This window comes from Frankia torreyi, from assembly GCF_000948395.1.
Taxonomy (GTDB): Bacteria; Actinomycetota; Actinomycetes; order Frankiales; family Frankiaceae; genus Frankia; species Frankia torreyi.
Genome location: NZ_JYFN01000002.1, coordinates 139,993 through 163,268 on the forward strand (window position 1 = coordinate 139,993; position 23,276 = coordinate 163,268).

Below are 23,276 nucleotides of genomic sequence, written 5' to 3' on the forward strand. Positions count from 1 at the left end.
GGCGGAACTCCGCTTGCCGTGCTCCACGCACCACGTCGCAGAGGGAGCCGGCTCCTCGCCCGGGTGAGGAGGAGGTGGCGACAGCGCTGTCCGCTGCCCACCTTTCGGAGATCATCATGGACCTCGGTCTCGGCCTGCCCATCAGTGACCCCGCCCGCCTGCTCGACTGGGCCGTCCGCGCGCAGGCGGCCGGTTTCGACTCCCTGGCGCTGCTCGACCGGCTTACCTTCGACAATCCCGAGCCGCTCGTCGCGCTGGCCACCCTTGCCGGTGCCACCACCAGCATCCGGCTGCAGACCGAGGTCCTGCTCGGCCCGCTGCGGGCCACCGCGCTGCTGGCCAAGCAGGTCGCCACCGTCGACCGCATGTCCGGCGGCCGGTTCGTCCTCGGGGTCGGCATCGGCGGCCGCGCCGACGACCACGCCGCGGCGGGGACACCGATGCACCACCGCGGGCGGACCCTCGACGACCAGCTCGTCGCGCTGCGCGCGATCTGGGCCGGGCAGCCCCACCGCGGCGCCCCGATCGGCTCGCGCCCGGCGACACCGGGTGGCCCGCCGATCCTCGTCGGCGGGTTCGCCCCGGCGGCGCTGCGCCGCGCCGCGCGCCACGGCGACGGTTTCGTCTGCGCGGCGCCGCTGGCCTGGGCCGGGCCCCTGGTCCGCGCGGTGGGCGAGCAGTGGGCCGCCGCCGGGCGCGACGGGCGGCCGCGGCTGGTCTGCCAGGTCAATGTGGCCGTCGGCGGGCCGGCCACGCTCACCCGTGTCCGCCGGGCCATCGCGGACTACTACGCCTTCACCGGACGGCCGGGGTGGGGCGAGCCGCTGCACGACCCTGCCGAGATCGTCGACACGGTCGCCGCCTACGCCGCGTTCGGCGCCGACGAGCTGGTGCTCTACTGCTACGCCGACGACCCCGCGCAGGTCGACACCCTCGCCGCCCTCGTGCGCTGAACCCGCCGACGGTTGGTGAAGCGCCGGTCAGCCGCCGCGGACGGTCATGCCGTGGCGGGCGGCGAGGGCGGCGAGGTCCGGGACACCGAACTCGGCGGTCAGCTCGTCGAACCGGGCCACCTTGTCCGCGCCGAAGCGGCGGACGTAGCCGCGGTAGGCCTCCACGGTCAGGAAACTCGACGGGTTGCTCTTCGAGTGGAACTTGTCGGCGTACATGACCAGCCGTTCCTCGACGGTCTGCGCGACGTAGTCCCCCGGCGGCAGCGGCAGATCACCGGCGGCGATGTCGGCGCGGGTCAGCCCGACGCCGGTGTGGCAGGAGGCGAACCGGCAGACGGTCTCGGGCAGCCCGTCGGCGGCGAGCAGCTCATGGCCGAGCACCCCGTGGCGCAGGTACTGGGCGTGATCGAGCTGGCCGGCGTCGTCGTAGAGGCGGTAGACGCCGATGTCGTGCAGCAGCGCCCCGGTGCGCACCAGCCCGGCATCGGCCTGCGGCGCGGCGCCCGCGGCCAGCAGCCCGGCGGCGAGGTCCCACACGATGCGGCAGTGGGTGTGCACGAGGGTGAACGCCGGCTGCGACGGTGCATGTCGGCGGTGCAGCTCGTCGGCGTCCACGGCGACGTCCCACGAGGGCTCCGGCACGATGACCACGCCAGAACCGTACCGGAGCGCCGGGGGCGACGGATCGGTCAGGCCACCCGTTGGGCGCGCCGCGCCCACGCCTGGTCGAGGGTGCGGGCGAACAGGTCCGCCGGGCGCGCCCCGGACACCGCCAGGGTGCGGTCGACGACGAAGAACGGCACCCCGGTGACGCGCATGTCGTGGGCGGCGCGCTCGTCGGCGAACACCCGCTCGGCGTAGTCGTCGCCGGCCAGGACCCGGCGCACCTCGGCGGCGGGCAGACCGGCGGCGGTGAACACCTCGACGGCGACGTCGTGGTCGAACACGTCGCGGCCGGCCCCGAAATGCGCCTGGTTGAGCGCGCTGACCGCCTCGGCCTGCCGGCCCGCCTCGCCGGCCAGATGCAACACCCGGTGCAGGTCGAAGGTGTTGCCGTTGCGCCGGTCGGACCGGTAGGCCAGCCCCTCCTGGCGGGCGGCGTCGGCGACACGGTGCTCCATGCCCTCGATCTCGGCCGCCGGTACGTCGCTGAACTTGCGGGCCAGCGCGACGAGCAGCGACTCGGACCGACCCCGGGGCAGGGTCGGGTTCAGCTCGTAGGAGTGGAAGCGCACCTGCACCTCGTCGCGGTGGGCGAACGTGGCGAGCGCCCGGTCGAACCGGGCCTTGCCGACGTAGCACCACGGGCAGACGACGTCACTCCAGATGTCCACACGCACGGCGGATCACCATCCTCTTCTCACCGCTTCTCGTCCGCGGCTCCCAGGCTCCGACGATCGGCGCACCGCAGCACGGCGGACCCTCGGCGTCGCCACCGGTTCGAGTGAACACCACCGGTGCTGCACCGCGGCCTGCCCGCTGCTGATGAACCGCGCACACCGCCCGCGGGAACCCGCGCCGAATGTCGCCGGACGCCGCTGCCCCGCCCCGGCCCGGCCCGGGCCGCCTTCGGGCCGAAGTGCGACGCGGACAGCGTTGGCAGCCCTGCAAGGTGAACGGCCGGTGGCGGCATGGTCCGTGCTGTGTGCGGCGGCGTCCGGATCGGCACGTATCGGCGGGGTGAGCGCCGCCGGACGCGGCACCGACACCCGGCACGGCCGGCGCCCGCAGGGGCGGCGCCGCCTTCGGGCCGGCGTGACGGCGCAGGTCAGCCCGGAGGCGGCGGGCCGCGGACGGCGGGTGCGTGCTGAACCGCCGCCGCCCGCACCCGCCGTGGCGCCCGTGCCGCCGACCGCGGCGGGAATCGGCTGCCGCCCGGCGACGACCGCCGATTCCCGCGCCTATGGCAGTGCATATGCGTCGTATTTCCGGCCGGTCTGCCGGCGCTCGCACCGCTGGCGGACGCCCCGCCCGGCTGCCGGGACGCCGCCCGCCGGCGTGGGTGCGCGGCGCGCGGGGCCGGTTCACCCTTGCCACCCCGGACCGGGAGCCACATCCGGTCACCCCCCGGCGGCGCACGCCCCCCGCACCGGGACGGCGCCCCGCAGCTCGCCCGGTCCACCGCCGGCGCCCGTCGACGGTGCCGGTCCGGCCTGCGTCGGCTGCGCGGCGTCCGGCCGCGTCGAGTTCGGCTGCGTCGAGTTCGGCTGCGTCGAGTCCGAGGTGGCGGTGAGCGCGGCGACGGCGTGTCGCATCTGCTGGTGGGAGTCGAGGTGGCGACCCGCGGACTGGTGGTAGGCGCGGTGCAGCGGGTACGCCGGGCGCCGCGGGGCGGCCCCGGCCCGCCGCTCGACGTCGTCGATGAGTCGTTCACAGTCGTCGAGGAACGCCAGCGCGTCCCGCGGCCACGGCCGCCCCGCGCGTCCCCGCGCCGTGGCGAGCGCGCTGACGTACCCCCGGCGGCACAGGTTGTAGAGGCTGTCGTCGGGAAACATCATCATCTGCCAGGCCATCGCCTGGTGCAGCTCGCGCTCGGACGCCGTCTGCGCCGTGGGTGCGAAAAGCCACCGGCGCACCTGCCCGGCCAGCCGCACGCCGGTCTCATCGCCGTGTCGCGGTGGACCGGTGAACGTGCAGTCCTTCGCGAAAGGGAAAGCAGCCTGATACAGCTCGGCACATTCTTCCAGGACTTTCGCCCGCGCATCACCGGGAACGCCCAGGACGATGTGAGCGTCCAGATACGCCCAGCGCAGCGAGGTCCCGGACGTCTCGCCACTGAAAGCCCGCAGGACACGTCGCGACAGGGTCCGCGCGGACACGGAGTGGAATTCGCGACGTGATTCGTCGGCGGGGTCGCCGGCCTGGAGGTGGCGGGCTATCCTGCCCGCGGTCACCGGGAACCGCTGCTGCAGCTCGTAGCGAAAGCGCAGGACAGCGTCGTGGCCAGGGTCCGTGACCGCGCGCGGGGGCTTCTGCGAAACACCCGACATGGTTCCTTCTCTCCATACTTTTCCAGATGCGACGACAGCCGTCGCATTGATGCGACGCGGATGTCTCGACCGTCGGCGGGATGCGACCTTCACGTCGCATTCCCGGCGCCATCTCGACTGTTTGTCCGTCCGTGTCGACGGGGCATCCTGCCACCCATTCGCGAAGCTTGTCAGCTAGGGTCTGCAAAACACGGAATGGCACGCTGGTGCCAGCCGCGGGAGTACCCGCCGACCCGCCCGAGCGCGGCGCCGGGGGCGGAACTCCAGCACGATTCACGACCTTCGAAGGAGCAGGCATTGACGACGCCGCGAACCCGCCAGGCGCGGTGGTGGGAGACGGCCCGTGCGACCACCGCACAGCCCATCGGCCGCCTCGCGCCCGCAGCGGTCGCCGCCCTCGACCCGGCGACGGACCCCGCACCGGCCCAGGACCCGGCCGCGGGAGATCCGGCCGCGGGAGACTCGGCCGCCGGCGATCCGGCCGGGCGCGACGATGATCCGCCCTCACCGTGGCCCGCGCCCCGCGTTCCGGCGGACCCGCCCCTCGCCGTGCCTCTCCCGACCCCCGCCGCGCTGTGGGGCGACGTCGCCGGCGGGCCGCGCCGACTCCGAAAGACGATCTTCGTCTCCTATGTCCGGCCGGACCTGGCGTGGGCGCAGTGGATCGCCTGGCAGTTGGAGGAGGCCGGCTACCCGACGCTGATTGAGGCGTGGGACTTCGGCGCGGGCACCCACCCGGTCGACCGGCTGCACCAGGCCGCCACCGACGCCCTGCCGACCCTCGCCGTGCTCTCGACCGCCTACCTGGCCTGCAGCGACGCCCGGGCGCAGTGGCAGAGCGCCTGGCGTCACGAGGCCGCGGGCCGCAGGGGTGCGCTGCTGATCGTCCGGGTCGAGGACTGTGTGCGGCCGGGGCTGCTGGGCCAGCTCGGCACCGTCGACCTGTTCGCCCTCGACCGCGACACCGCCCGCAGGCGGCTGCTCGCCGCCGTGCGCGGCCGCCGCGCCAAGCCCGCCGTCGAACCGCCCTACCCCGGGCTGCGCGGCGCGGCGGCGGACTGCGGCGGCGACGGGCGGGGCGGCCCGCTGGCGACGGCGGATCGCCCGCCGTCACCGGCCTGGGTCCGGGAGGAGTTACGTAACGCCGAGGCACTGCTCGCCCAGGGCCGGCCCGGTCAGTCCGCCCACCGGTTCACCGCGATCGCCGAGCGGCTCGCCGCGGCCGGGCCGGTCGACGATCCGCAGTGGTTCACCGCCCGGTTCGGGCTCCTACGCGCCCGCGACCGCCAGGGCGACGCCCTCGATCGGGGCGAGCAGGCCGAGGCGGCGGACCGGTGCGCGCGACTGGCCGAGGCGGCGCGGGCGGTGCTGGGCGAGCGCCACGAGCTCGTGCACAGCCTGCTCGCCTACCAGCAGGCCAGGATGCGGCACGCCCCCCGGCGGCAGCCGTGAGCGTGACGGCCGCTCGCGGCGGCGCGGCTCAGCGCGACCCGGCGGGTCGGCCGTCCACCGCGCTGTCCGCGGTCGAAGCCGGCCCGGCGACCGCTGCGGCGGCGCCGGAAGCGGCCGGGGACGGCGGGGCGGGGGCCACCGCGGCGGCGTCGACGGGCGAGACCGGCGTCGTCACGGCCGGCACGGCGGGGGCCGCGGCAGCCGGGGCCGGGTCGTCGTCGTCGTGCAGGCCCTTGATCTCGGACTTGAAGATCCGCAGCGAGCGGCCCAGGGAGCGGGCGGCGTCGGGGAGCTTCTTCGCCCCGAACAGCACCACGACGACGACGATGATGATGAGCAGCTCAGGCGTACCGATGTCACCCACGAAAACCATCCTACGGACGGGGTCGGACCCACCGCCGGCCTCAAGAGCATGCTACGGCCGGCCGCGCCGCCGCGGCGACGGGCGGGGCATCCGGCCGTCCGGGCGGTGTCCCACCCGCCGCCACGGGCCCCACCCGCCGCCGGTGTCCTGTCGCCCGCCCGACGGGCGAGGTGATGTTTGACGAAGTGTGGGCGGCGGGTACATCGCGGTCGATCTCATCGCCGATCATCGGCAACCCCGCCGCTGATCCTCACCTGTCGGAGGCCCGCTGTGCTCTGGACCCTCATCACCTGGGTGGTACTTGGTCTCATCGCGGGGGCCGTGGCCCGCCTGCTGGTGCCCGGACCCGATCCGATGAGCATCCCCGCCACGATCCTGCTGGGCGTCGTCGGCTCGTTCGTCGGCGGTTTCCTCGGCTACGTCCTGTTCGACAAGGACTTCGGCGAAGGGGCGCTGCAGCCCTCGGGCATCGTCGGGTCCATCCTCGGCGCCATCGTCGTGCTGCTGGTCTGGCGGGCGGTGGGCGGACGCCGCCACGCGCTGCACCGCTGACCCCCCGCACCCGGCGACCCGCCGCATCTGCGCCGACCCGCCGCGCCCCGGCCACGACATCAGGCCCGCCACCCCGCTGCCGGGGTGGCGGGGTGGCGGGCCGCGTCGGTTCAGGCGGGCCGCGCGGATCAGAGCAGTTCGGCGGCCAGGGCGCGCCATTCCTCGACGGTGGGACGGCCCGTGCGGGTGACCAGGTCGACGTCGGCGGAGATGACCTGCACGGCGACGTGGTCGGCGCCGGCGTCGAGATGGTCGCGCACACGCTGCGCGGCCTGCGCGGGGGTGCCCCAGGCATAGAGGGCGTCGACGAGCCGGTCGCTGCCCGACCCGGCGACGTCGTCGGCGTCGAAGCCCAGCGCCTGCAGGTTGGCGACGTAGTTGGGCATGGCGAGGTAGTAGCGCAGGTTCGACCGGGCCCGCTCGCGGGCATCGCCGGGATCGGTGGCCAGCACGACCTTCTGGTCGGGGGCGAGCAGGACGCCGTCGCCGAGTGTCGCGCGGGCGGCGACGGTGTACTCGGGGGTGACCAGGTAGGGATGGGCGCCGCGGGCGCGGCGCGCGGACAGCTCGAGCGCCCGGGGTCGCAGCGCGGCGAGCACCCGCGCCTGGGCCGGCACCGGGTCGTCGGCACCGTCCAGCCCGTCGAGGAACTGCCCGAGGTGGGCCAGCGGCCGGGTGTACTGGCGGCCGAGTCCCTCCACGACCCGGGCGTGGCTGATACCGAGTCCGAGCAGGAACCGGTCCGGGTACGCGGCGTCGAGGCGGTGGTAGGCGGCGGCGAGCGGGGCCGGCTCGGTCGTCCACACGTTGACGATCCCGGTGGCCACGGCCAGCCGGCTGCTGGCGGCGAGGATCTGTTCGGGCAGGGCCAGGTCTGCCGGGGCGGCGCCGATCCACAGCGCGCCGTAGCCGAGGGTGTCCAGCTCCGCGGCCGCCGCGGCGACGGCGTCCGGTTCGGTCCAGGCGAACGACGGCGACCACACGCCCACCCGTCCCAACAGCACCGCCATGACGGTCCTCCTCACCTCCGCGCCGCTGCCGGCGCCGGCCCCGGGCCCTCGCGCGGCCCGGACACCCCTCACGGTGTGTTCGATGGTCACCGAACACGCTCCGCCTAGTGTACGACGGCGATCGAACAGAGCGGGCGGGGTGCCCACCGCCACCTCCGTCGCCCACCTCGCCTCCCCGTCACCGTTCGCATCCCTGTCACCGTTCGCCCTGTGTCGGCCCGCCGGCGGCTGGTGGCGCGGGCGGGCGGCATCCGGACCGCCGGGGCCGGCAGGCGGGCCGTCCGTCGGCCGGTAGAGTCGCGTGCGGACGGTGCCCGCCCTGCGGCCGCCGGCGGCGGTGGGGCCCGCCGTAGTCGAACCGCGGCAGCGCGCCGCCAACGGTCCCTGCGTGTCCACGGCTGCGCCCGACCCCGCCGGTCGGGCGCCCACGCAGGGAGGAACCTGATGACCGAGCGGCCCGCACCGCAGCGCACACCCCCCGCGCGGCCCGGCACCCCCACCGATCCCGAGGCCGTGACCGATCCCGGGGTCTCGGCCAGTCCGGGAACCGCGACCGATCCGGGAACCGCGACCGATCCCGGGGCCGTGGCCGATCCCGGGGTTGCTACTGCCGCGACCGATCCCGACGTCGACCTGCACCTGCCGGCCCAGCGCGCCGAACTACGCACCCGGCCGGTGCCGCTGCTGGGGGCGATCGCCGCCGGCGGCGCCCTGGGCGCCTGCGCCCGCTACGCCGCGGCGCTGGCCTGGCCGACCCCGCCCGGCGCGTTCGGCTGGACCACCATGGCGGTCAACGCCGTCGGCTGCGCGGCGATCGGCGTGCTCATGGCCCTGCTGGCCGCCGGCCGCCTCGCCCACCCGCTGGCCCGCCCATTCCTCGGCACCGGGATCCTCGGCGGGTTCACCACCTTCTCCACCTACGCCGTCGGCGTCGAAGGGCTCCTCGACGACGGTCGGCCGCGTGCGGCCCTGGCCGCCCTGGCGCTGACTCCGACCGTGGCACTCGCCGCGGTGTGGGCGGCCACGGCCGCGATCCGCCGGCTGCTGGCGCCCGGGCGGCGACGGCGGTGAGCTGGCTGCTGGTGATCCTCGGCGCGGCGGTGGGCGCCCCGCTGCGCTACCTCACCGACCGGGCCGTGCAGGCCCGCCACGACAGCCCGCTGCCCTGGGGCACGATCACGGTGAACACCACGGCCAGCGCCGTGCTCGGCCTGGTCACCGGCGCGGTCGCCGCCGGCGCCGCCTCGACCCGGGTGACGCTGCTGGTCGGCACCGGGCTGTGCGGGGCGCTGAGCACCTACTCGACGCTGTCCTACGAGGTCCTGCGCCTGGTCGAGAGCGGTCGCCGCCGTCTCGCCGCCCTCACCGTCGCCGCCAGCCTGCTCGCCGGGGTCGGCGCCGCCGCGGCCGGCGTGGCCCTCGCCCGCGCCCTGTGGGGTTGACCACACCTGCCACAGCGGACAGATCCCCCACCCGCGGTCCCGACCGCGCATCCGCCATCCGCCGGGCCGGGTCGCTCGCGCCCCGCGACCCCGCCCGGACCTACCCTTCTGCCCGTGCAGACGCCGACCCCCTTTCGCCGTGCCGCCGCCCGGCCCGCCACCTGCGTCCCGCCGACCCCGCAGCACCGTCCGCCCCGCCACCCGGCCGCCCACACCGGACACCACCCCCAGTGCCGCCCCGGACGGCGTCCGCACTGCCACCCGGGACGCCGCGGGCGGCGCCGGCCGCTGCTCACGCCGGTGACCCTGGCCGTGGCCGGGGTGCTGGTGAGCGGGTTGCTCGCCGGCTGCCATTCCGGCACCGGCGCCGACGGCCCCACCCGCGCGGACGCCGCGGCCCGCCCCGCCCCGGCGGTGACCACTCCCGCCCCGTCCACCCCCGCGCCCGCCGCGGCGCCCGCCGCTGCGGCGCCCGCGGCAGCGGCGCCGTACTGCGGGGCCAGCCGCTACGTCGAGGAGATCGTCGTCGAGCAGTGGGCCGACGGCCGGCTGCGGATCTCGGTGCGGCCCACCTCCGCCGCCCGCCACGCCGAGCGCCACGAGGCCACCGACGCGATCTGGACGGCCATCGGCGGCTGCGTGACCACGCTGCCCGCCCTCGGCCGCGACGTCACCGACAGCCTGCACGCCCAACTGGCCTGCCACCAGGACCTGGCCCTGATTCCCGCGCTGGGCGGCGGCCGGGGATACGCCACCGGCGACACCTACGACCTGGAGAGCTGGCGGCCGATGATGCGACCGAACTCGATGTCGACGTGGATCTCCACCCGCTGCGGCAACACCCTCGGCACCGACCCCACCGGCCCACCCGCCCGCGTCTTCCGGCCCGACGGCGTCGCCCCCCGGCACACCGTCGCCGGCGAACACGCCTGACCCGCGCGTCCGCCGGCCCGCGGCGCCACGACAGGCCGCCGAGGCGTCACGCCGGCGGCCTGTGATCCGTCAGGGTTGCGACACCCCGCGACGACGGAAGGCGATCATGGACGAGCAGGAACGAGACGGCGCCCAGGAGCTGCTCGCGGCCCGGTTCGAGGCGCATCGCGGCCAGCTGCGGGCGGTCGCCTACCGCATGCTCGGCTCGCTGACCGAGGCCGACGACGCGGTGCAGGAGGCATGGCTGCGCCTGAGCCGCGCCGACAGCGACGCCGTGACCAACCTCGGCGGCTGGCTGACGACCGTCGTCGGACGGGTGTGCCTGGACATGCTGCGTTCGCGCACCGCCCGGCGGGAGGATCCCCTCGACGACCTCGTCCGCCTGCCCGACCCGGTCGTCAGCCGCGCCGACGGCGTCGACCCCGCCCAGCAGGCGCTGATCGCCGACGCGGTCGGCCTGGCCCTGCTCGTGGTCCTGGAGACCCTCGGCCCGGCCGAACGGCTCGCGTTCGTGCTGCACGACATGTTCGCCGTCCCCTTCGACGACATCGCCCCGATCGTCGGGCGTTCCCCGGCGGCCACCCGCCAGCTCGCCAGCCGGGCCCGGCGCCGGGTGCAGGGCGCGCCCACCACGCCCGACGTGGACCTGGCCCGCCAGCGCGTCGTCGTCGACGCCTTCCTCGCCGCCGCCCGCGGCGGGGACTTCGACGCCCTCGTCGCCGTGCTCGACCCCGACGTGGTGCTGCGCGCCGACCGGGGCGCCGCCGGGATGGGGGCCGCCGGCTCCGGGCGGACCGTCGGGGCACGCGCCGTCGCCGCCCGGGCGATGACGTTCCGCCGCTTCGGCCGCGCCGCCCGCCCGGCGCTGGTCAACGGCACCGCCGGACTGGTGACGATGAGCGGTGGGCGGCCGTTCGCCGTCATGGGCTTCACGATCAGCGGCGGTCGCATCACCGAGATCGACATCCTCGCCGACCCCGACCGCCTGCGCACCCTGGACCTCGACCTGCTCGCCTGAGCCCGCCCCCGCCCACCCCCGCGGCGCGTGCTTCCGGCAGGTCGTCGGCAGGCCGGGTCGGAAAGTTCGAGAAGCCGGGCAACCTGGAGGCGGCCGCCGGCCTTTGTAGGGCGAGGGAGGTCGTGGTGCGCACAGGCGAGGGCGACGACGGCGGGTTCACGGCGTACTTCACGCCGCGGGCCGGTGAGCTGTTGCGGTTCGCCTATCTGCTGACCGGCGACGCCGGCGAGGCGGAGGACCTGACCCAGACCACACTGACCCGCGTGTTCGTCGTCTGGCCGCGGGTCCGCGGCCACGACCGGCCCGACGCCTACGCCCGCCGGGTGATGGTCAACGCCAACACCCACCGGTTCCGTCGCCGGGTCCGCCACGTGCTCGTCGACGTGCCGCCGGAGCGTGCGGAACCGTCGGCGCAGCTCGCCGCCGTCGAGGACCGGGCGGGGCTGGCCGCGGCGCTCGCCATGCTGCCGTCGCGGCAGCGGGCCGTCGTCGTGCTGCGCTACTGCGAGGACCTGTCCGAGGCCGCGGTGGCCGCGCTGCTGCGCTGCTCGGTCGGCACGGTGAAAAGCCAGGCCGCGAAGGGCCTCGCCAAGCTACGCATCCACCCCGCGATCGCCGACCCCGCCGCCCCGCCGGCCCCGTCCCAGGTCCGACCCCCCGTGGGCCGGCGGGATCGGACACCCCTCGCTCCGCGCAAGGAGGCACCGTGAACGGAACCTCGTCCGGCAGTCCCGACGACGCGGTTGCCGACTGGTTGCGCGCGGCGGCCGGCCAGCTCGATGTCCGCACCCCGGCCGAGCTGCTGACCGTGGCGCGGGCCGCGGCGCCCGCCGCTCGCCGCCGCCGTCGCCTCGCCATCGCCGTCCCGGCCGGCGTCGCCGTCCTGGCCGCCGTCCTGGCCACCGTCGTGATCGGGGCCGGTGTCCTCGTCGGCGGCCAGGGGGACGGGCGGACGACGATCCTGCCCGCGGCCGGATTTCCCACCGTGGTCCGCGGCGCCGCGCCGGCAGTCCCCTCCGAGGTCCCCGCTGCCGCAGGCGGCCCGCCCCTGCACCTGCACTACGTCGACACCCCGCGCCTGCTGACCCTCACCGATGCCCAACGCCGCGAGGTCGACGCCCGCTGCGCGCCGCAGGCCCCGCGCCTGTTCGTCGCGGTCGCCGACCGGTGGGGCCTGCAGGTTCTCCTCGCCGGCGAGGACGGCGGGGGGATGTGCCGGACCGTCAACGGACCCGCCGCCGTCCCCGACCTCACCGCCGTCCCCGACCTCACCGGCATCAACGGCCCGATCCTCTGGTCAGGCGGTCGCCATGACCTGACGAAGCCGCCCACGAGGCCTGTCGAGGTGGTCAGCTCCGGCGACGACGGCTCCGGCAGGCTCGGCGAGTGGAACGCGCGGCGGTGGGCCGTCGGCCAGGTGTCCCCACAGGTCGCCCTGCTCGTCGCCGCGCTCCCGACCGGGGACGCCGTCGTGGTCCCCTTCGAGCCCTCGACCGGCGCGTTCATCACCCGCATCCAGGTCACGACCCCGGATCTCGCCCGGTACCAGGCCCTCGGCCAGATGCCGCTGACGCTCTACGCCTACAACTTCGCCGGCACTCTGCTCGCCCGCTCCACGGCCACCCCGTGCGGCCAGGTGCCGGTGTGCGGCACGGGGCCGGCGGCCCCGACCGCCGTACCCCTGCCCTCGCTGTCGTCCTGGCCGCCGGTGGCGCCGAGCTCGGGCACGGGCAGCCCGGTCGCCCCCGCGACCCCCGCCACTGGCTGAGGGCGCGGCGCAGGGTGGCGTCCCTCGGCCGACTCCTCTCTCTGTACCTACTGGTATGTACAGTGGTGGGGTGGATGCGGCGGAGCGGCTGATCGAGAGCACCCGGGTGCTGCTGTGGGAACGCGGGTACGTCGGGACGAGCCCGCGGGCGATCCAGGCGCACGCCGGGGTCGGGCAGGGCAGCATGTACCACCACTTCGACGGTAAGGCGGCGCTGGCACGGGCGGCGATCGAGCGGACCGCCGCCGAGCTGCGGGCGGCGGCCGACGCCCAGCTCGGCGCCGACGGCCCGGCGCTCGCCCGCATCGAGGCCTATCTGCGCCGCGAGCGGGACGTGCTGCGCGGTTGCCCGGTCGGCCGACTCACCCAGGACCCCGACGTGATGGCCGACGCCGAGCTGCGCCGCCCGGTCGAGCAGACGTTCACCTGGCTGCGCGCCCGCCTGGGCGCCGTGCTCGCCGAGGCCACGGCCGCCGGCGAGCTCGTCGGGCTCGACGCGGCGGCCACCGCCGCCACGATCGTCGCGGTGCTGCAGGGCGGGTACGTGCTGGCCCGCGCCGCCGGGCGTGAGGTGCCGTTCGTCCAGGCCGTCGACGGCCTGCTCGCCCTGCTCTCCACCCACGCCGCACCTGCTGCACCCGCCGGCTAGCGACCAGGACAGGACCCAGGACATGTACGCGATGCAGTACACGATCACCCTGCCCGCCGACTACGAGATGGCGATCATCCGCCGCCGGGTCGCCGACACCGGCCACGCCCTCGACGACCGGGCCGGGCTCGCGCTGAAGGCGTACGCGATCCGCGAGCGTGGCGTCGCGGGTGCCGCGGTGAACCAGTACGCCCCGTTCTACCTGTGGCACGACGCCGGGGCGATGGGCCGTTTCCTCGTCGGCGGTGGCGGCTTCGAGCGGATCATCGGCTCGTTCGGCCGTCCGGCGGTCGCGCACGGCACCGTCCTTGCCGCCGTCACCGGCTCGGCGTCGCAAACCGGCCTGACGTCGCAGGTCGACTCGGCATCGCAAACCGGGCCGGTGTCGCAAACCGGGCCGGCCCGTCCCAGGGACGGGGGCGCGTCGCCGCCGGCCGCCTCGGCCGCGTCGCCGACCGCCGCCTCGCGTCGGGTCAGTGCCCTGCCCGCCGACGCCGATACGCGCGACGACGGCTCGGGCTCGGGGCTCGCCGCCCACGTCGCCCGCGAGATCGACGCGCTCGCGGCCCTGGCCGGCCGCGCCGGCGTGCACACCGCCGCGCTCACCCTGGNCCCCCGCCGCTGGGAGCTGACGCGGTTCGTGCTGTGGGCCGACGCCGCGGCCGCCGCCGGCGACGGCGAGGCCACCGAACGCTACGAGGTACTGCACGTGTCCGCGCCGGGCGCGGCACCGCTGCCCAGCGGCCGCGGCTGGTAGCCCGCCGGCCGATCCCCCGACCAGAGCCCGCGGCTGCACCCGGACTCACTACGATCATCGGCCATGGGTGAGGAGCCGGATCTGCGCGTGACCCGCGACGCCTACGACGGCGTCGCCGAACGCTACGCGCAGTTGTTCAGCCGCATGCTGGCCCAGCGTCCGCTGGACCGGGCGTTGCTGGGCGCGTTCGCCGAACTCGTCCTCGCCCACGCCACCGCCACCGGCGCGCCCGCCGCCGTCGCCGACCTCGGCTGCGGCCCCGGCCACATCACCGCGCACCTGCGCGAGCTCGGGGTGGACGCCTTCGGCATCGACCTGTCCCCGCAGATGATCATGCTGGCTCGCCGCGACCATCCCGGGCTACGCTTCGAGGTGGGGAACATGCACCACCTCGCGCTCGCCGACGGCGCCCTCGGCGGCGCCGTCGCCTGGTATTCGATCATCCACACCCCACCGGCGCGGGTGCCGGCGCTGTTCGCCGAGTTCGCCCGGGTCCTCACCCCCGGCGGCCACCTGCTGCTGGCCTTCCAGGCCGCCGACGCCGGCGCCGAGGCACCCCAGCCGCATCCGCACCTGGTCACCCCGTCGCACCGCTGGTCGCCGGAGGCGATCGCCGGCCTGCTGCGCCCGGCCGGGTTCGTCGAGTCCGCCCGGCTGCTACGCGAGCCCGACGCGACCGAACGGCTCCCCAGCGCCGTCCTGCTCGCCCACCGCCCGCCGGCCTCCTGACCAGTCGCATCCCTGACCGGTCGGCTACCCCCTGACCGGTCGGCTACCCCCTGACCGGCCGGGCATCCCTGACCGGCAGGTCCGCCGGGCCGCGCGGCGCAGCCCGACGACGTTCAGTGGTCGGATTTTCCCGACGCCTACGCGGCCAAGGTCCGCGCGGCGCTGCCCGATCTGCCGCCCGGCGTGGTCGCGCTGGCGCTGCGGGTGTGGGGTCGCATGCACGGCCTGGTGGCGCTGGAGAACCACGGCCACGTCCGCGCCGTGTCGAACAACCCCGCCGCCCTGTACCACGCCGACCTGATCGACCTCGTCGTCTCCCTCGGACTCACCCCGCCCGCGACCCCGTCGGCATGATCATCGGGTGGGGTTGATGCGCGATCGGCCGCCGACGCTGCGTCCCGATACGCCAGGGTCGGACCGTCTCGACGCCGACCTGCGGTACCGGCGACGGCGACCCCGTCCTCGACGCTGCGCTGACAGCTACCGTCAGCGCGCCATCACCGCCCGGCTGCGCAGCCGCGCCGAGGCGGAGAGCCTGTTCACCGGGCTGGAGCTGCCCGACCCGGGGGTGGTGTTCGTCCACCGCTGGCGCCCCGACGCCGACGTGCCCGCCGGGCTCACCGACGCGGCGGTGAACATCTATGGCGGCCTGGCCCGCAAGGTCTGACCTGGCCCGCGAGGCCCAACCGGGCTCGAGGGGCCCGCCCGCTCGGGTGACTAGCCCGGCTCCTGCTCCCGGCGGGTCGCCACGACGGTGGTCGCGGGGAACTGGACGTGGATCTGCCCGTCGACGCGCCTCGGGGCGAATCCGGTGGCCGGGCCGCCGTCGAGTTCGGCGGCGAGGACGGCCAGGGCACCGTCGCGGTCGCCGGCGTCGGTCAGCATCTCCGCCACCGCGAACGGTGCGGTCGTCTCGGTGTCGTGGCGGCCCAGCGGGCCGACCGCGGCACGCAACAACGCGGCGAGCTCGTCGGCAAGCAGCACCCCGGCATGCGACGGGTCGATCGTGCGGTGCAGCTCGTCGAACGGCCCGCGCAGCCGCGCGTCGGGGGCGACGAGGTCGGCGACCNCCNCCCGCCCGCCGTGCCGGCAGACCCGGGCCATCTCGGCGACCGCGACCGCCGGATCGGCAAAGTGGTGCAACGCGGCGCGGCAGACGACCACGTCGAAGGAGCCGTCGAGGAACGGCAGCTCAGCGGCGTGGCCGTGCTGCAGCAGCACGTTGGCGATGCCGGCGGCGCGCAGGCGTTCGGCGGCCAGCCCGAGCAGCGCGGCGGTCAGGTCGACGCCGACGACCTGGCGCACCCGCGGCGCGGCCGCCTCGGCGACATGCCCGGCGCCGCAGGCGACATCGAGAACGATCATGGTCGGGTCGAGGGGTTCCAGCCAGGGCAGCGGCGCCGTGCGGCGCTCGGCGAACAGCGCGTCGTCCCCGGTGAACAGCCCGGTCTGCCGGGTGAAGGACCGGCGCACCGTCGCATCGTGATCGGTTGCATCCATACCGCCTATTTGTAGTGTGGTCTGCTATGACCGTCTGTGCGCGTCCGGTCGACAATCCGCCCGTTGCGGCCAGCGTCGTACTGACCGACCCGACCGCGGCCGACCGGATCCGGGCCGGCACCTACGCCTACGACGGCGAGCAGGTCAGCTCCGGCTGGCACGTCCACGACCTCGACCAGATCGAGTACGCCTGGCAGGGCACCGTCGAGGTCGAGACCGCCGCCGCCCACCACCTGCTCCCACCCCGGCACGCCCTGTGGATCCCGGCGGGCCTGGCCCACCGCACGACCCTGCGGCGGGTGCGCACGGTGTCGGTGTTCCTGGACCCCCAGATGATGGGCCTCGCGCCCGACCGGGCCCGGATCCTGCCCGCGGCGGCCCCGATCCGCGAGATGATCATGCACGCGGTGCGCTGGCCGATCAGCCGCCGCGCCGGCGACCCGCTCGCCGACACCTTCTTCACCGCCCTGTCCGGTCTGCTCGTCGAGGGACTCGACGCCGCGACCCCGCTGTGCCTGCCGACCAGCACCGACCCGATCGCCGCCGCCGCCATGCGCCACGCCGAGGGCCACCCGCACGCCGCCACGATCGGCGCGGTCTGCCGGGCGGTGGGCGTCTCCGAACGCACCCTGCGCCGGCGTTTCGCCGCCTCCACCGGCCTGACCTGGCGCCAGTACCTGCTGCACAGCCGGATGGCCCGGGCGGCGGCGCTGCTGAGCGAACCCGGGCCCACCGTGCTCGACGTCGCGATCGCCGTCGGTTTCGACAGCGCCAGCGCCTTCACCCGCGCCTTCCGTCAGCACACCGGCGATACCCCGACGGCCTACCGCCGGCGGGTGGCGTCGGCGGTGGGCTGAGGATCCCGGCCGACGACACGCACCTGCGGGTAGGCCCGGCTCGGCCCGCCGAGCAGCGGCTGCGTCCGCCCGCACAGCCAGCGTTCGACGAACGCCCCGACGTAGGCGCGGGTGATCGCCAGCGCCTGCCGTCCGGTCAACGTCTGCCCCGGCGCCGGGGCAGACGGGGCCGCGGCGGCGGGCAGCGGGATCTGGTCGGCGAGGACGGGATCGTCGGTGAAGCTGAAGTGGTCGGCGCCGTCGACGTCGAGCCACAGCCGCGGCGGGCCCAGGTGCGCCCATGCCTGCGCCCAGCTCGGATCGTCGTCCCCCGCCGTCACGCCACTCGTCGGCGCCGTGCCGTTTTTCGCCGCCGTGCCCTCCCCCGCTGCCGGGGTACTGCCGGGATGGTCCGCCGTCGCGCCGAACAGCAGGAACGCCCGCCCGCCGAACCCGCCGGCACCGACCGGCTCGCCGAGGGTGCCGTCCATGTCGACCCCGGCGCGCACCCGCCGGTCGTGCAGCAGCAGCGACGCCGCCGCCGACCCGCCGAGGGAGTGCCCGACCGCGGCGACGCGCGCCGGGTCGATGAGCTGCGCGCCGCGCCACGCCGGGTGCGCCCCGGTGAGGCTGTCCAGGACGAAGGACAGGTCGGCGGCGCGCCCGCGGCTGGCGGCGCCGAAGTCGGCGTCGGTGCGCATCCGGTCGCACGCCACGCAGGTCAGCATCCGCCCGCCGGGGAACGCCGTGCCGACCGACTCGTAGGCGTGGTCGACGGTCGCGGCGACCAGTCCGCGGCTGGCGAGGTCCTCGGCGAGCCCGGTCAGCGAGCGGCGCCCCACCCCCAGGCCCGGGGACAGCAGCACCAGCGCCCGGCGCCCGGGCAGCGGTCGCGCCCCGACGCGGCTGGCGATGTGCGTGTCGGCCAGCGCCTGCACGGGCAGGGTGTCGGCCAGGCCGAGCGCGGCCAGGTAGCGGCGGATCTCCTCGACCGTGGCGTAGCGGGCCGGGGTGCCGGTGGCGGCCTGCGCCGGGTAGTAGACGTCGACCATCAGCTCGCGGGCGACGCCGGGCACCCACGGGTCACGCCGGTGGCGGTCGACCAGGTGCAGCGTGTCCCGGCCGACCGCGAGGGGCCCGGTGGGGCGGGGCAGGGACAGCCCCGCCACCGGCGCCGTTCCCTGCCTTGGCACCGTTCCCTGCGGGGACGCCGTTCCCTGCGGGGGCGCAGCCGCCGCGGCGCTGCCGGCGCCGGCGACGGGGAGCAGGAGGATCGCTGCGGCGAGGGACACCGCGCGGAGGATTGCCATCACTGCTCGCACTCTAAGTGCCGCTGCGGTTGCCCACCGTGCAACTCGGGTAGTCCGTCAGGCGACACCCCCTNCCGCGTCCGCGCGCCTACCCCAGGTACGACCCGCTCAGGCGGTGTCGCGCACCCCGGCCAGCCAGGCGGGCAGGCGCGCGGCCAGCGCGTCGGTCGACCATCCGGCCGGCCCGTCGGCGTCGAGGTAGGAGATCTCGGTGCGCGTCGTGGCCAGGCCGATCCTCGTGCCGTTGAGCTGGAAGGCACGCCCGGTGATGCGCCGGCCTTCCTCGGTGCACAGGTAGATCCCCAGCGGTGGCACCGTCTCGGGCGCTGCGGGTGCCGGCGGCGCACCGCCGGTGGGGGCGACGCGCGTGCGAAGCTCGGCGAGGAAGCTCGCGGCGCGGTCGTCGAGGCTCGCGACGTAGTCGTCGTGCAGGGCGGTCGCGGTCGCGCCGGGATTGACCGCGTTGACGCTGATGCCGAACGGGCGCAGCTCCTCGGCGGCGTAGCTGGCCAGCACGGCGTTGGCCGCCTTCGCCGCCCGGTAGGCGGCATTGCGCGGAAAGTGGACGTCGTTGACCAGGTCGCCGGTCACGATGATCGTGCCGCCGCCGGCGTCGATCAGATGGGGCACGGCGTGGCGGAGGCAGTGGAACGTCCCGTGGGTGGCGACGGCGAGCACGTCGGTGAAGTCCCGTTCGTCGGCGTCACGCAGGAACCGTGGGCGAACGATCGCGGCGTTCGCGATCAGGATGTCGAGCCGGCCGAAGCGTGCGACCGCGGTCTCGACGAGGCGCCGGGCGCCGTCGAAGTCGGCCACGCTGTCATGGTGGGCGACGGCGACACCGCCGGCGGCCTCGATGCCGGCGACGACGGACTGCGCCGCCGTCGGCGTGCGATCGGCGTTGCCGCGCAGGTCGTTGACGACCACCTTCGCGCCCTCGGCGGCGAGCGCTCGTGCATACGCCGCGCCGACTCCGCGGCCAGCACCGGTCACGATCGCGACGTTGCCTGCCAGCCTGTCCGCCATCGTGGACCTCCTTTCCTCGTAGGAACGTGGGCCAAGCAGGAACCGTGGGCCAAGCAGGAACCGTGGGCCAACCCCTTAGGCGGCGGTGGGGCCGAACTGTTCGACGAAGCGGGCGGTGAACAGGTCGGCGCCCTTGTACTGGGCCACCGTCGTGGCCGGGACGACGGCCGGGCCGTCGGGGGTGGGCAGTTGGCCGACGCCGCCGTGCGGGCCGAGCGGGAGCAGGATCATGGGGTGAGGCAGGGGCCGGTAGGTGGCGGTGGGCTGCTCGCCGCGCAGGCGGGCGGTGATGTTCCTCGCCACGACCTCGGCGTGCTGCCCCGCGTATCCGGCCATCTTGGCCTCGGCGACGCCCGCGAGGTCGCCGACGGCGTAGACGTGGTTGTGCCCGCGGACGTTGAGGGTCTCGGTGACGGGCACCTGGCCCTGCGCGGTGAGCGTGGTGAGCCGGCCGTCGGCGAGGTAGTCGCTGTTGACGTGCACGCCGTAGGCGCGAAACCAGATGTCGGCGGTGATCTCCTCTCCGCCGGTGGTGGTGACGGTGAAGGTCTCGGTCCGGCCGGCCCTGGTCGTCGGCGGCGCGCTCACCCCGGCGCCGAGGCGCAGCCGGACGCCCAGGTCGTCGAGCTGGCGGTGCAGATCCTTGATCATCTCCGGGTGGAAGCCGGGCAGCAGCCGCGCGGCCGGGTCGACGATGGTCACGTGCTTGTGCGGCCAGACCGCCGTGATCTCCCCGGCCAGTTCCAGGCCGACCGGCCCGGCGCCGAGGATCAGGACCCTAGCGGCGGCGGCGAGTTCGGTGTGGGTCCGGCGCAGGTCGGCGCGTGCTTCGCCGGTGGAGTCGGCGGCGGGCTTGGCCGGGTAGGCGTAGCTCGAGCCCGTGGCCAGCACCAGATGGTCCGCCTCGACGCGCCGGCCCGAGGCCAGGGTGACGCCGCCGGGGTCCGCCGAGACCGCGCGGTCGCGGATCACCATGCCCCGGGTGAGCAGCGTGTCGAAGGGGAAGAACAGGTTGCCCGCCCAGTCGGGCCGGGTCAGCGCCCGCAGGGACCCGGCGGCGTTGACGAAGGCGTCCCGGGGATCGATCAGGACGACGTCGGCCTCGGCCTCCAGCGCCTTGGCGACCGCGGCACCCCCATAACCCCCGCCGACGATCACAACCGTTCGACCCATGATGTCCCTCTCCCACCAGCCAGGAATCGGAGCTCGACGGCTGCCGAGCGCCGTCCCCGACTCTCGGGGGCCGCCACGGGGACAGGAAGGCCGGGCGGAGGCTGGTAGCGGCAGGGCACCCATCGCCGCGGCCGGCGCGGCCACGATCGGATGCCCTGCCTGCGTCGCGGCTAGCCGGGGGCGCGGCCCCAGGCGATGGCCGTGGCGAACGACAGGTCGAAGAACGCCGGGTCCGCGAGGGAGTCCAGGGCCTCGTCGAGCAGGTCGTCGGAAGCCAGGCCCAGCTCGCGGATGTGGGGGCGCAGCCGCGTCAGGGTCAGCGCCCAGCACTGGGCGGAGGGGCCCGCGCCGCCCGTGGTCGGCAGGTGCACGCTCACCCCGACGTCGACCAGGCCGCGGGCCTGCAGGGGGGCGGGGAACCCGCGCGCCCAGGCGGAGTCGGTGCCGATGGTCCTGGCCAGCACCTCGTCGATGCTGCGCATGGCCTGGCGGAACGGCGGGNGGGGNGNGGNGTCGAGGGGGAACCCGACGATCGACTCGACGACGAGGACGCCGGCGGGTTGCAGCCAGCCGCGCAGGCGGTCCAGGACGTGCTCGCGGTCGGGGAGATGCTCCAGGACGAACCGGGCGTGGATGAGGTCGAACGGGCCGCCCGGGGGTGCGGGGTCGCGGGTGACGTCGTGGTGCAGGACCGTCAGGTGCGGTCCGGCGAGGCTGTCGAGGTGGCGGGTGTCGACGTCGGTGGCGACCACATGCCCGACCCCGGGGGCGCGGTCGGCCCCGGGGTCGGTGTCGGTAGCCGGGCCGGCGTCGGTGGCGGTGACGCGGTCGGCGAGCCAGGCCGCGATCGACCCGCCGCCGGCGCCCACCTCCAGGCATCGCCAGCCGGCGCCGACGCCGCGTTCGTCGAGGATGCGGATCGTCGTGGGGTCGCAGACCGCGGCCATGGCGGCCAGCCGGGCGCGTTCGGTGTCGGTGGGGCCGCCGAGCACATCGTCGGCGTAGCGTCGCTGCGGGGGCACGGTGTCGGTCATCGCCGCGCCCCCGCAGCGACGCCTGCGGGCTGGGTCGGACGGGCGTCGTCGGGTCGGGGACGCGCGTGACGGCACGGGTCGCGCCGGTCGAGTGAGGTCACACGGGGAGACTCTGCCGCAACGCAGCGCGCCGGGTGCGGGTTCCCGGCCGCATCAGTCCGTCGGCGTTCCAGCCGTCAGCATTCCAGGATCGGCTCCTGCAGTTCGGTCACCCACCGCTCGGGGGCGTGCGGGGGGCAGGCGAGGTAAAGCTCGCGGGGGTAGCCGACGGCCCGGTAGCCGTGGGCGTCGATCCACGCGGCCAGGGCCTGCCCGCTGGAGACCACCTCGTCCATGGACCCGCGGTGGACGAGGGTGGCCGCGGCGGGAACCTCGGGCAGGTCCACGAGCGCGAAGTCAGGGTGGGAGTCGGTCCCGGCCGCGACCGGCAGGGCCGCGTGGACGCTGATCATGCCGGCGCCCTGGGTGGCGTCGGTGTAGTAGGCGACGGCGGGTCCGGTCGGTCTCACCCCGGCGCGGGCCAGCCGGTCGACCAGGTCGTCGAACAGGTCGCTGACGACCGGTCCGATGTTCTCGGGGGCGTAGCTGGCGGCGGTGGCGACCAGCTCCGCGACCCGGACCGGGGTCAGACGCTTGATGAGAACGTCGTCGGTGGGCATGCGTCCCTCGCATTCGATCGCGCGGAGCCTCGCGTGCACCCGGGCCAGCCGTGCGGTGTCGGCCGCGATCGCCGCGGCGAGCTCGGCCTGCCGCAGCCGCAGCATGCCGCGCAGTTCGGCGACGCTCACCTGCTCGTCGAGGATCGCCCGTACCTGCGTCAGGGTGAGACCGAGGTCCTTCAGGGCGATGATCCGGTTGAGCCTGGCGAACTGGTCGGCCTGGTAGAAGCGGTAGCCGCTGACCGGGTCGACGTGGGCGGGCCGCAGCAGTCCGAGCGCGTCGTAGTGCCGCAGCATGCGGACCGACACGAGCCCGCGGCGGGCGAAGTCTCCGATGCTGAACATGACACCTACCGGTCTACGGCCTGCCACCGTGTCAGGGTCAACCGTCGGCGACCGGGACACCACCAACGCATCGGGAGCAGGGCATGGGCCTCATCCACGTCGAGCTGTTCGCAACCCTCGATCTCGTCGGGCAAGCGCCCGGCGGTCCGCAGGAGGATCCGGTGGGGTTCCCGTTCGGCGGCTGGCAGGCGCCCCTGCTGGACGAGGTCGGCGGGGCGCAGGTCGGTGCCGCGTACGAGGGCACGGACGCCCTCCTGCTCGGCCGGCGGACGTATGACATCTTCGCCGCCTACTGGCCGCACCAGGAGGGCGGCGAGGACAACGAGATCGCCACGCTTTTCAACAACGTCCCGAAGTACGTGGCTTCGCGCGCCACGCCCACCCTGTCGTGGGCCGGGTCCACGCAGCTCGGCCCGGATCTGGCCGGCGCGGTGCGCGAGATCCGTGACCGGCACGAGCACGTCAACGTCGTCGGAAGCCTGAACCTGGTGCAGACCCTCCTGCGCGAGAAGCTCTTCGACCGTCTCGACCTGTGGCTGCACCCGGTCGTGCTCGGCGTGGGGAAGAAGGTGTTCGACGGTGGCGCGGTGCCCACGAACCTCACCCTCCTCGACCCGCCGGTCGCCAGTCCGAAGGGCATCGTGTACCTGCGCTACGGGCTCGCCGACGGCACGCCCGGGACGGGAGACATGACCGCCCCCGATCGCGGTATCGGGCGCGACGACTGATGGGAGCTACCGGGTCGGCATAGGGCAGGCTGACGCCGCCCGCGCCGG

At 75.4% G+C, this 23,276-nt stretch carries 24 protein-coding genes and 6 pseudogenes; 17 read left to right on the forward strand and 13 right to left on the reverse strand.

What is annotated here, in order from left to right; translation table 11 throughout:
• The first annotated feature begins 74 nt into the window (after nucleotides 1-74).
• On the forward strand, nucleotides 75-953 hold the full coding sequence (locus tag FF36_RS01830) for an LLM class flavin-dependent oxidoreductase (protein WP_220386436.1): 879 nt from the start codon (nucleotides 75-77) through the stop codon (nucleotides 951-953).
• Nucleotides 954-980: 27 nt separating this feature from the next.
• Here the strand turns inward: FF36_RS01830 and FF36_RS01835 are convergent, their stop codons facing one another.
• The 3 genes from FF36_RS01835 to FF36_RS01845 all read right to left on the reverse strand — a co-directional run bounded on the left by FF36_RS01835 (nucleotide 981) and on the right by FF36_RS01845 (nucleotide 3,943).
• The gene (locus FF36_RS01835; protein WP_044883297.1) at nucleotides 981-1,604 is read right to left on the reverse strand and encodes an HD domain-containing protein; all 624 of its coding nucleotides are present in this window, start codon (nucleotides 1,602-1,604) and stop codon (nucleotides 981-983) included.
• A 38-nt stretch (nucleotides 1,605-1,642) separates the two neighbouring features.
• Nucleotides 1,643-2,293, reverse strand: a complete 651-nt coding sequence (locus tag FF36_RS01840) for a DsbA family oxidoreductase (RefSeq protein ID WP_044883157.1) — start codon at nucleotides 2,291-2,293, stop codon at nucleotides 1,643-1,645.
• Nucleotides 2,294-3,013: 720 nt separating this feature from the next.
• Nucleotides 3,014-3,943, reverse strand: a complete 930-nt coding sequence (locus FF36_RS01845; protein ID WP_044883158.1) for a hypothetical protein — start codon at nucleotides 3,941-3,943, stop codon at nucleotides 3,014-3,016.
• 297 nt (nucleotides 3,944-4,240) lie between these two features.
• On the opposite strand from FF36_RS01845, the gene FF36_RS36775 reads away from it, so the two are divergent.
• A complete protein-coding gene (locus FF36_RS36775; RefSeq protein WP_063870310.1) occupies nucleotides 4,241-5,395 on the forward strand; it encodes a toll/interleukin-1 receptor domain-containing protein in 1,155 nt (384 codons plus the stop codon).
• A 28-nt stretch (nucleotides 5,396-5,423) separates the two neighbouring features.
• Here the strand turns inward: FF36_RS36775 and tatA are convergent, their stop codons facing one another.
• Nucleotides 5,424-5,768, reverse strand: a complete 345-nt coding sequence (gene tatA / locus FF36_RS01855; RefSeq protein ID WP_063870309.1) for a Sec-independent protein translocase subunit TatA — start codon at nucleotides 5,766-5,768, stop codon at nucleotides 5,424-5,426.
• A gap of 261 nt (nucleotides 5,769-6,029) precedes the next feature.
• Here tatA and FF36_RS01860 point away from each other — a divergent pair, with 261 nt between their 5' ends.
• Nucleotides 6,030-6,311: a GlsB/YeaQ/YmgE family stress response membrane protein gene (locus tag FF36_RS01860; RefSeq protein ID WP_044883160.1), complete on the forward strand. Its 282-nt coding sequence runs from the start codon at nucleotides 6,030-6,032 to the stop codon at nucleotides 6,309-6,311.
• A 128-nt stretch (nucleotides 6,312-6,439) separates the two neighbouring features.
• Here the strand turns inward: FF36_RS01860 and FF36_RS01865 are convergent, their stop codons facing one another.
• The gene (locus FF36_RS01865; RefSeq protein WP_044883161.1) at nucleotides 6,440-7,321 is read right to left on the reverse strand and encodes a TIGR03620 family F420-dependent LLM class oxidoreductase; all 882 of its coding nucleotides are present in this window, start codon (nucleotides 7,319-7,321) and stop codon (nucleotides 6,440-6,442) included.
• Between the two features lie 444 nt (nucleotides 7,322-7,765).
• Here FF36_RS01865 and FF36_RS01870 point away from each other — a divergent pair, with 444 nt between their 5' ends.
• The 12 genes and pseudogenes from FF36_RS01870 to FF36_RS01920 all read left to right on the forward strand — a co-directional run bounded on the left by FF36_RS01870 (nucleotide 7,766) and on the right by FF36_RS01920 (nucleotide 15,284).
• Complete coding sequence (locus FF36_RS01870; protein WP_242417935.1) at nucleotides 7,766-8,392, forward strand: fluoride efflux transporter FluC; 627 nt, start codon at nucleotides 7,766-7,768, stop codon at nucleotides 8,390-8,392.
• Entirely contained in the window at nucleotides 8,389-8,763 is a 375-nt protein-coding gene (locus FF36_RS01875; protein WP_044883300.1) for a fluoride efflux transporter FluC, read from the forward strand. Before FF36_RS01870 ends, FF36_RS01875 begins: the two co-directional genes overlap by 4 nt.
• 300 nt (nucleotides 8,764-9,063) lie before the next feature.
• Complete coding sequence (locus tag FF36_RS01880) at nucleotides 9,064-9,696, forward strand: DUF2599 domain-containing protein (RefSeq protein WP_242422233.1); 633 nt, start codon at nucleotides 9,064-9,066, stop codon at nucleotides 9,694-9,696.
• Nucleotides 9,697-9,802: 106 nt separating this feature from the next.
• A complete protein-coding gene (locus FF36_RS01885) occupies nucleotides 9,803-10,714 on the forward strand; it encodes a sigma-70 family RNA polymerase sigma factor (protein WP_044883162.1) in 912 nt (303 codons plus the stop codon).
• Nucleotides 10,715-10,839: 125 nt separating this feature from the next.
• A complete protein-coding gene (locus FF36_RS01890; RefSeq protein WP_044883302.1) occupies nucleotides 10,840-11,424 on the forward strand; it encodes a SigE family RNA polymerase sigma factor in 585 nt (194 codons plus the stop codon).
• Complete coding sequence (locus FF36_RS01895; RefSeq protein ID WP_044883163.1) at nucleotides 11,421-12,482, forward strand: hypothetical protein; 1,062 nt, start codon at nucleotides 11,421-11,423, stop codon at nucleotides 12,480-12,482. The genes FF36_RS01890 and FF36_RS01895 overlap by 4 nt, the downstream gene beginning before the upstream one ends.
• 70 nt (nucleotides 12,483-12,552) lie before the next feature.
• Complete coding sequence (locus FF36_RS01900) at nucleotides 12,553-13,131, forward strand: TetR/AcrR family transcriptional regulator (protein WP_044883164.1); 579 nt, start codon at nucleotides 12,553-12,555, stop codon at nucleotides 13,129-13,131.
• Nucleotides 13,132-13,198: 67 nt separating this feature from the next.
• Nucleotides 13,199-13,742, forward strand: a 544-nt coding sequence (locus FF36_RS36780) for a DUF4865 family protein (RefSeq protein WP_242422245.1), incomplete at its 3' end; no start/stop codon positions are given.
• Nucleotide 13,743: 1 nt separating this feature from the next.
• Nucleotides 13,744-13,888 (forward strand): annotated as a pseudogene (locus tag FF36_RS36785) (DUF4865 family protein); the annotation flags it as partial.
• A 63-nt stretch (nucleotides 13,889-13,951) separates the two neighbouring features.
• Entirely contained in the window at nucleotides 13,952-14,617 is a 666-nt protein-coding gene (locus tag FF36_RS01910; RefSeq protein WP_044883166.1) for a class I SAM-dependent methyltransferase, read from the forward strand.
• Nucleotides 14,618-14,767: 150 nt separating this feature from the next.
• Nucleotides 14,768-14,971: pseudogene (locus tag FF36_RS35310) on the forward strand (TetR/AcrR family transcriptional regulator); the annotation flags it as partial.
• A 16-nt stretch (nucleotides 14,972-14,987) separates the two neighbouring features.
• Nucleotides 14,988-15,284 carry an SAM-dependent methyltransferase gene (locus tag FF36_RS01920; RefSeq protein WP_063870308.1) on the forward strand — a complete coding sequence of 99 codons (297 nt, stop codon included), beginning with the start codon at nucleotides 14,988-14,990 and terminating at the stop codon, nucleotides 15,282-15,284.
• A 50-nt stretch (nucleotides 15,285-15,334) separates the two neighbouring features.
• Here FF36_RS01920 and FF36_RS36790 read toward each other — a convergent pair.
• Nucleotides 15,335-15,686 (reverse strand): annotated as a pseudogene (locus FF36_RS36790) (methyltransferase); the annotation flags it as partial.
• A 4-nt stretch (nucleotides 15,687-15,690) separates the two neighbouring features.
• Nucleotides 15,691-16,117 (reverse strand): annotated as a pseudogene (locus FF36_RS36795) (class I SAM-dependent methyltransferase); the annotation flags it as partial.
• Nucleotides 16,118-16,143: 26 nt separating this feature from the next.
• On the opposite strand from FF36_RS36795, the gene FF36_RS01930 reads away from it, so the two are divergent.
• Nucleotides 16,144-16,974 (forward strand): helix-turn-helix transcriptional regulator, encoded by an 831-nt coding sequence (locus FF36_RS01930; RefSeq protein ID WP_052680897.1) that lies wholly within the window; start codon nucleotides 16,144-16,146, stop codon nucleotides 16,972-16,974.
• On the opposite strand, the gene FF36_RS01935 is transcribed toward FF36_RS01930, so the two are convergent.
• The 6 genes and pseudogenes from FF36_RS01935 to FF36_RS01955 all read right to left on the reverse strand — a co-directional run bounded on the left by FF36_RS01935 (nucleotide 16,941) and on the right by FF36_RS01955 (nucleotide 22,500).
• Entirely contained in the window at nucleotides 16,941-18,263 is a 1,323-nt protein-coding gene (locus FF36_RS01935) for an alpha/beta hydrolase family protein (protein WP_044883168.1), read from the reverse strand. The genes FF36_RS01930 and FF36_RS01935 overlap by 34 nt on opposite strands.
• A gap of 108 nt (nucleotides 18,264-18,371) precedes the next feature.
• The gene (locus FF36_RS01940; protein WP_052680898.1) at nucleotides 18,372-19,289 is read right to left on the reverse strand and encodes an SDR family NAD(P)-dependent oxidoreductase; all 918 of its coding nucleotides are present in this window, start codon (nucleotides 19,287-19,289) and stop codon (nucleotides 18,372-18,374) included.
• 75 nt (nucleotides 19,290-19,364) lie between these two features.
• A complete protein-coding gene (locus FF36_RS01945) occupies nucleotides 19,365-20,462 on the reverse strand; it encodes an NAD(P)/FAD-dependent oxidoreductase (RefSeq protein WP_044883169.1) in 1,098 nt (365 codons plus the stop codon).
• Nucleotides 20,463-20,632: 170 nt separating this feature from the next.
• Nucleotides 20,633-20,963 (reverse strand): annotated as a pseudogene (locus FF36_RS36800) (class I SAM-dependent methyltransferase); the annotation flags it as partial.
• A gap of 11 nt (nucleotides 20,964-20,974) precedes the next feature.
• Nucleotides 20,975-21,496: pseudogene (locus tag FF36_RS36805) on the reverse strand (class I SAM-dependent methyltransferase); the annotation flags it as partial.
• A 176-nt stretch (nucleotides 21,497-21,672) separates the two neighbouring features.
• Nucleotides 21,673-22,500 (reverse strand): MerR family transcriptional regulator, encoded by an 828-nt coding sequence (locus tag FF36_RS01955; protein WP_044883171.1) that lies wholly within the window; start codon nucleotides 22,498-22,500, stop codon nucleotides 21,673-21,675.
• A gap of 83 nt (nucleotides 22,501-22,583) precedes the next feature.
• On the opposite strand from FF36_RS01955, the gene FF36_RS01960 reads away from it, so the two are divergent.
• Complete coding sequence (locus FF36_RS01960; RefSeq protein ID WP_044883172.1) at nucleotides 22,584-23,228, forward strand: dihydrofolate reductase family protein; 645 nt, start codon at nucleotides 22,584-22,586, stop codon at nucleotides 23,226-23,228.
• Nucleotides 23,229-23,276 lie beyond the last annotated feature (48 nt).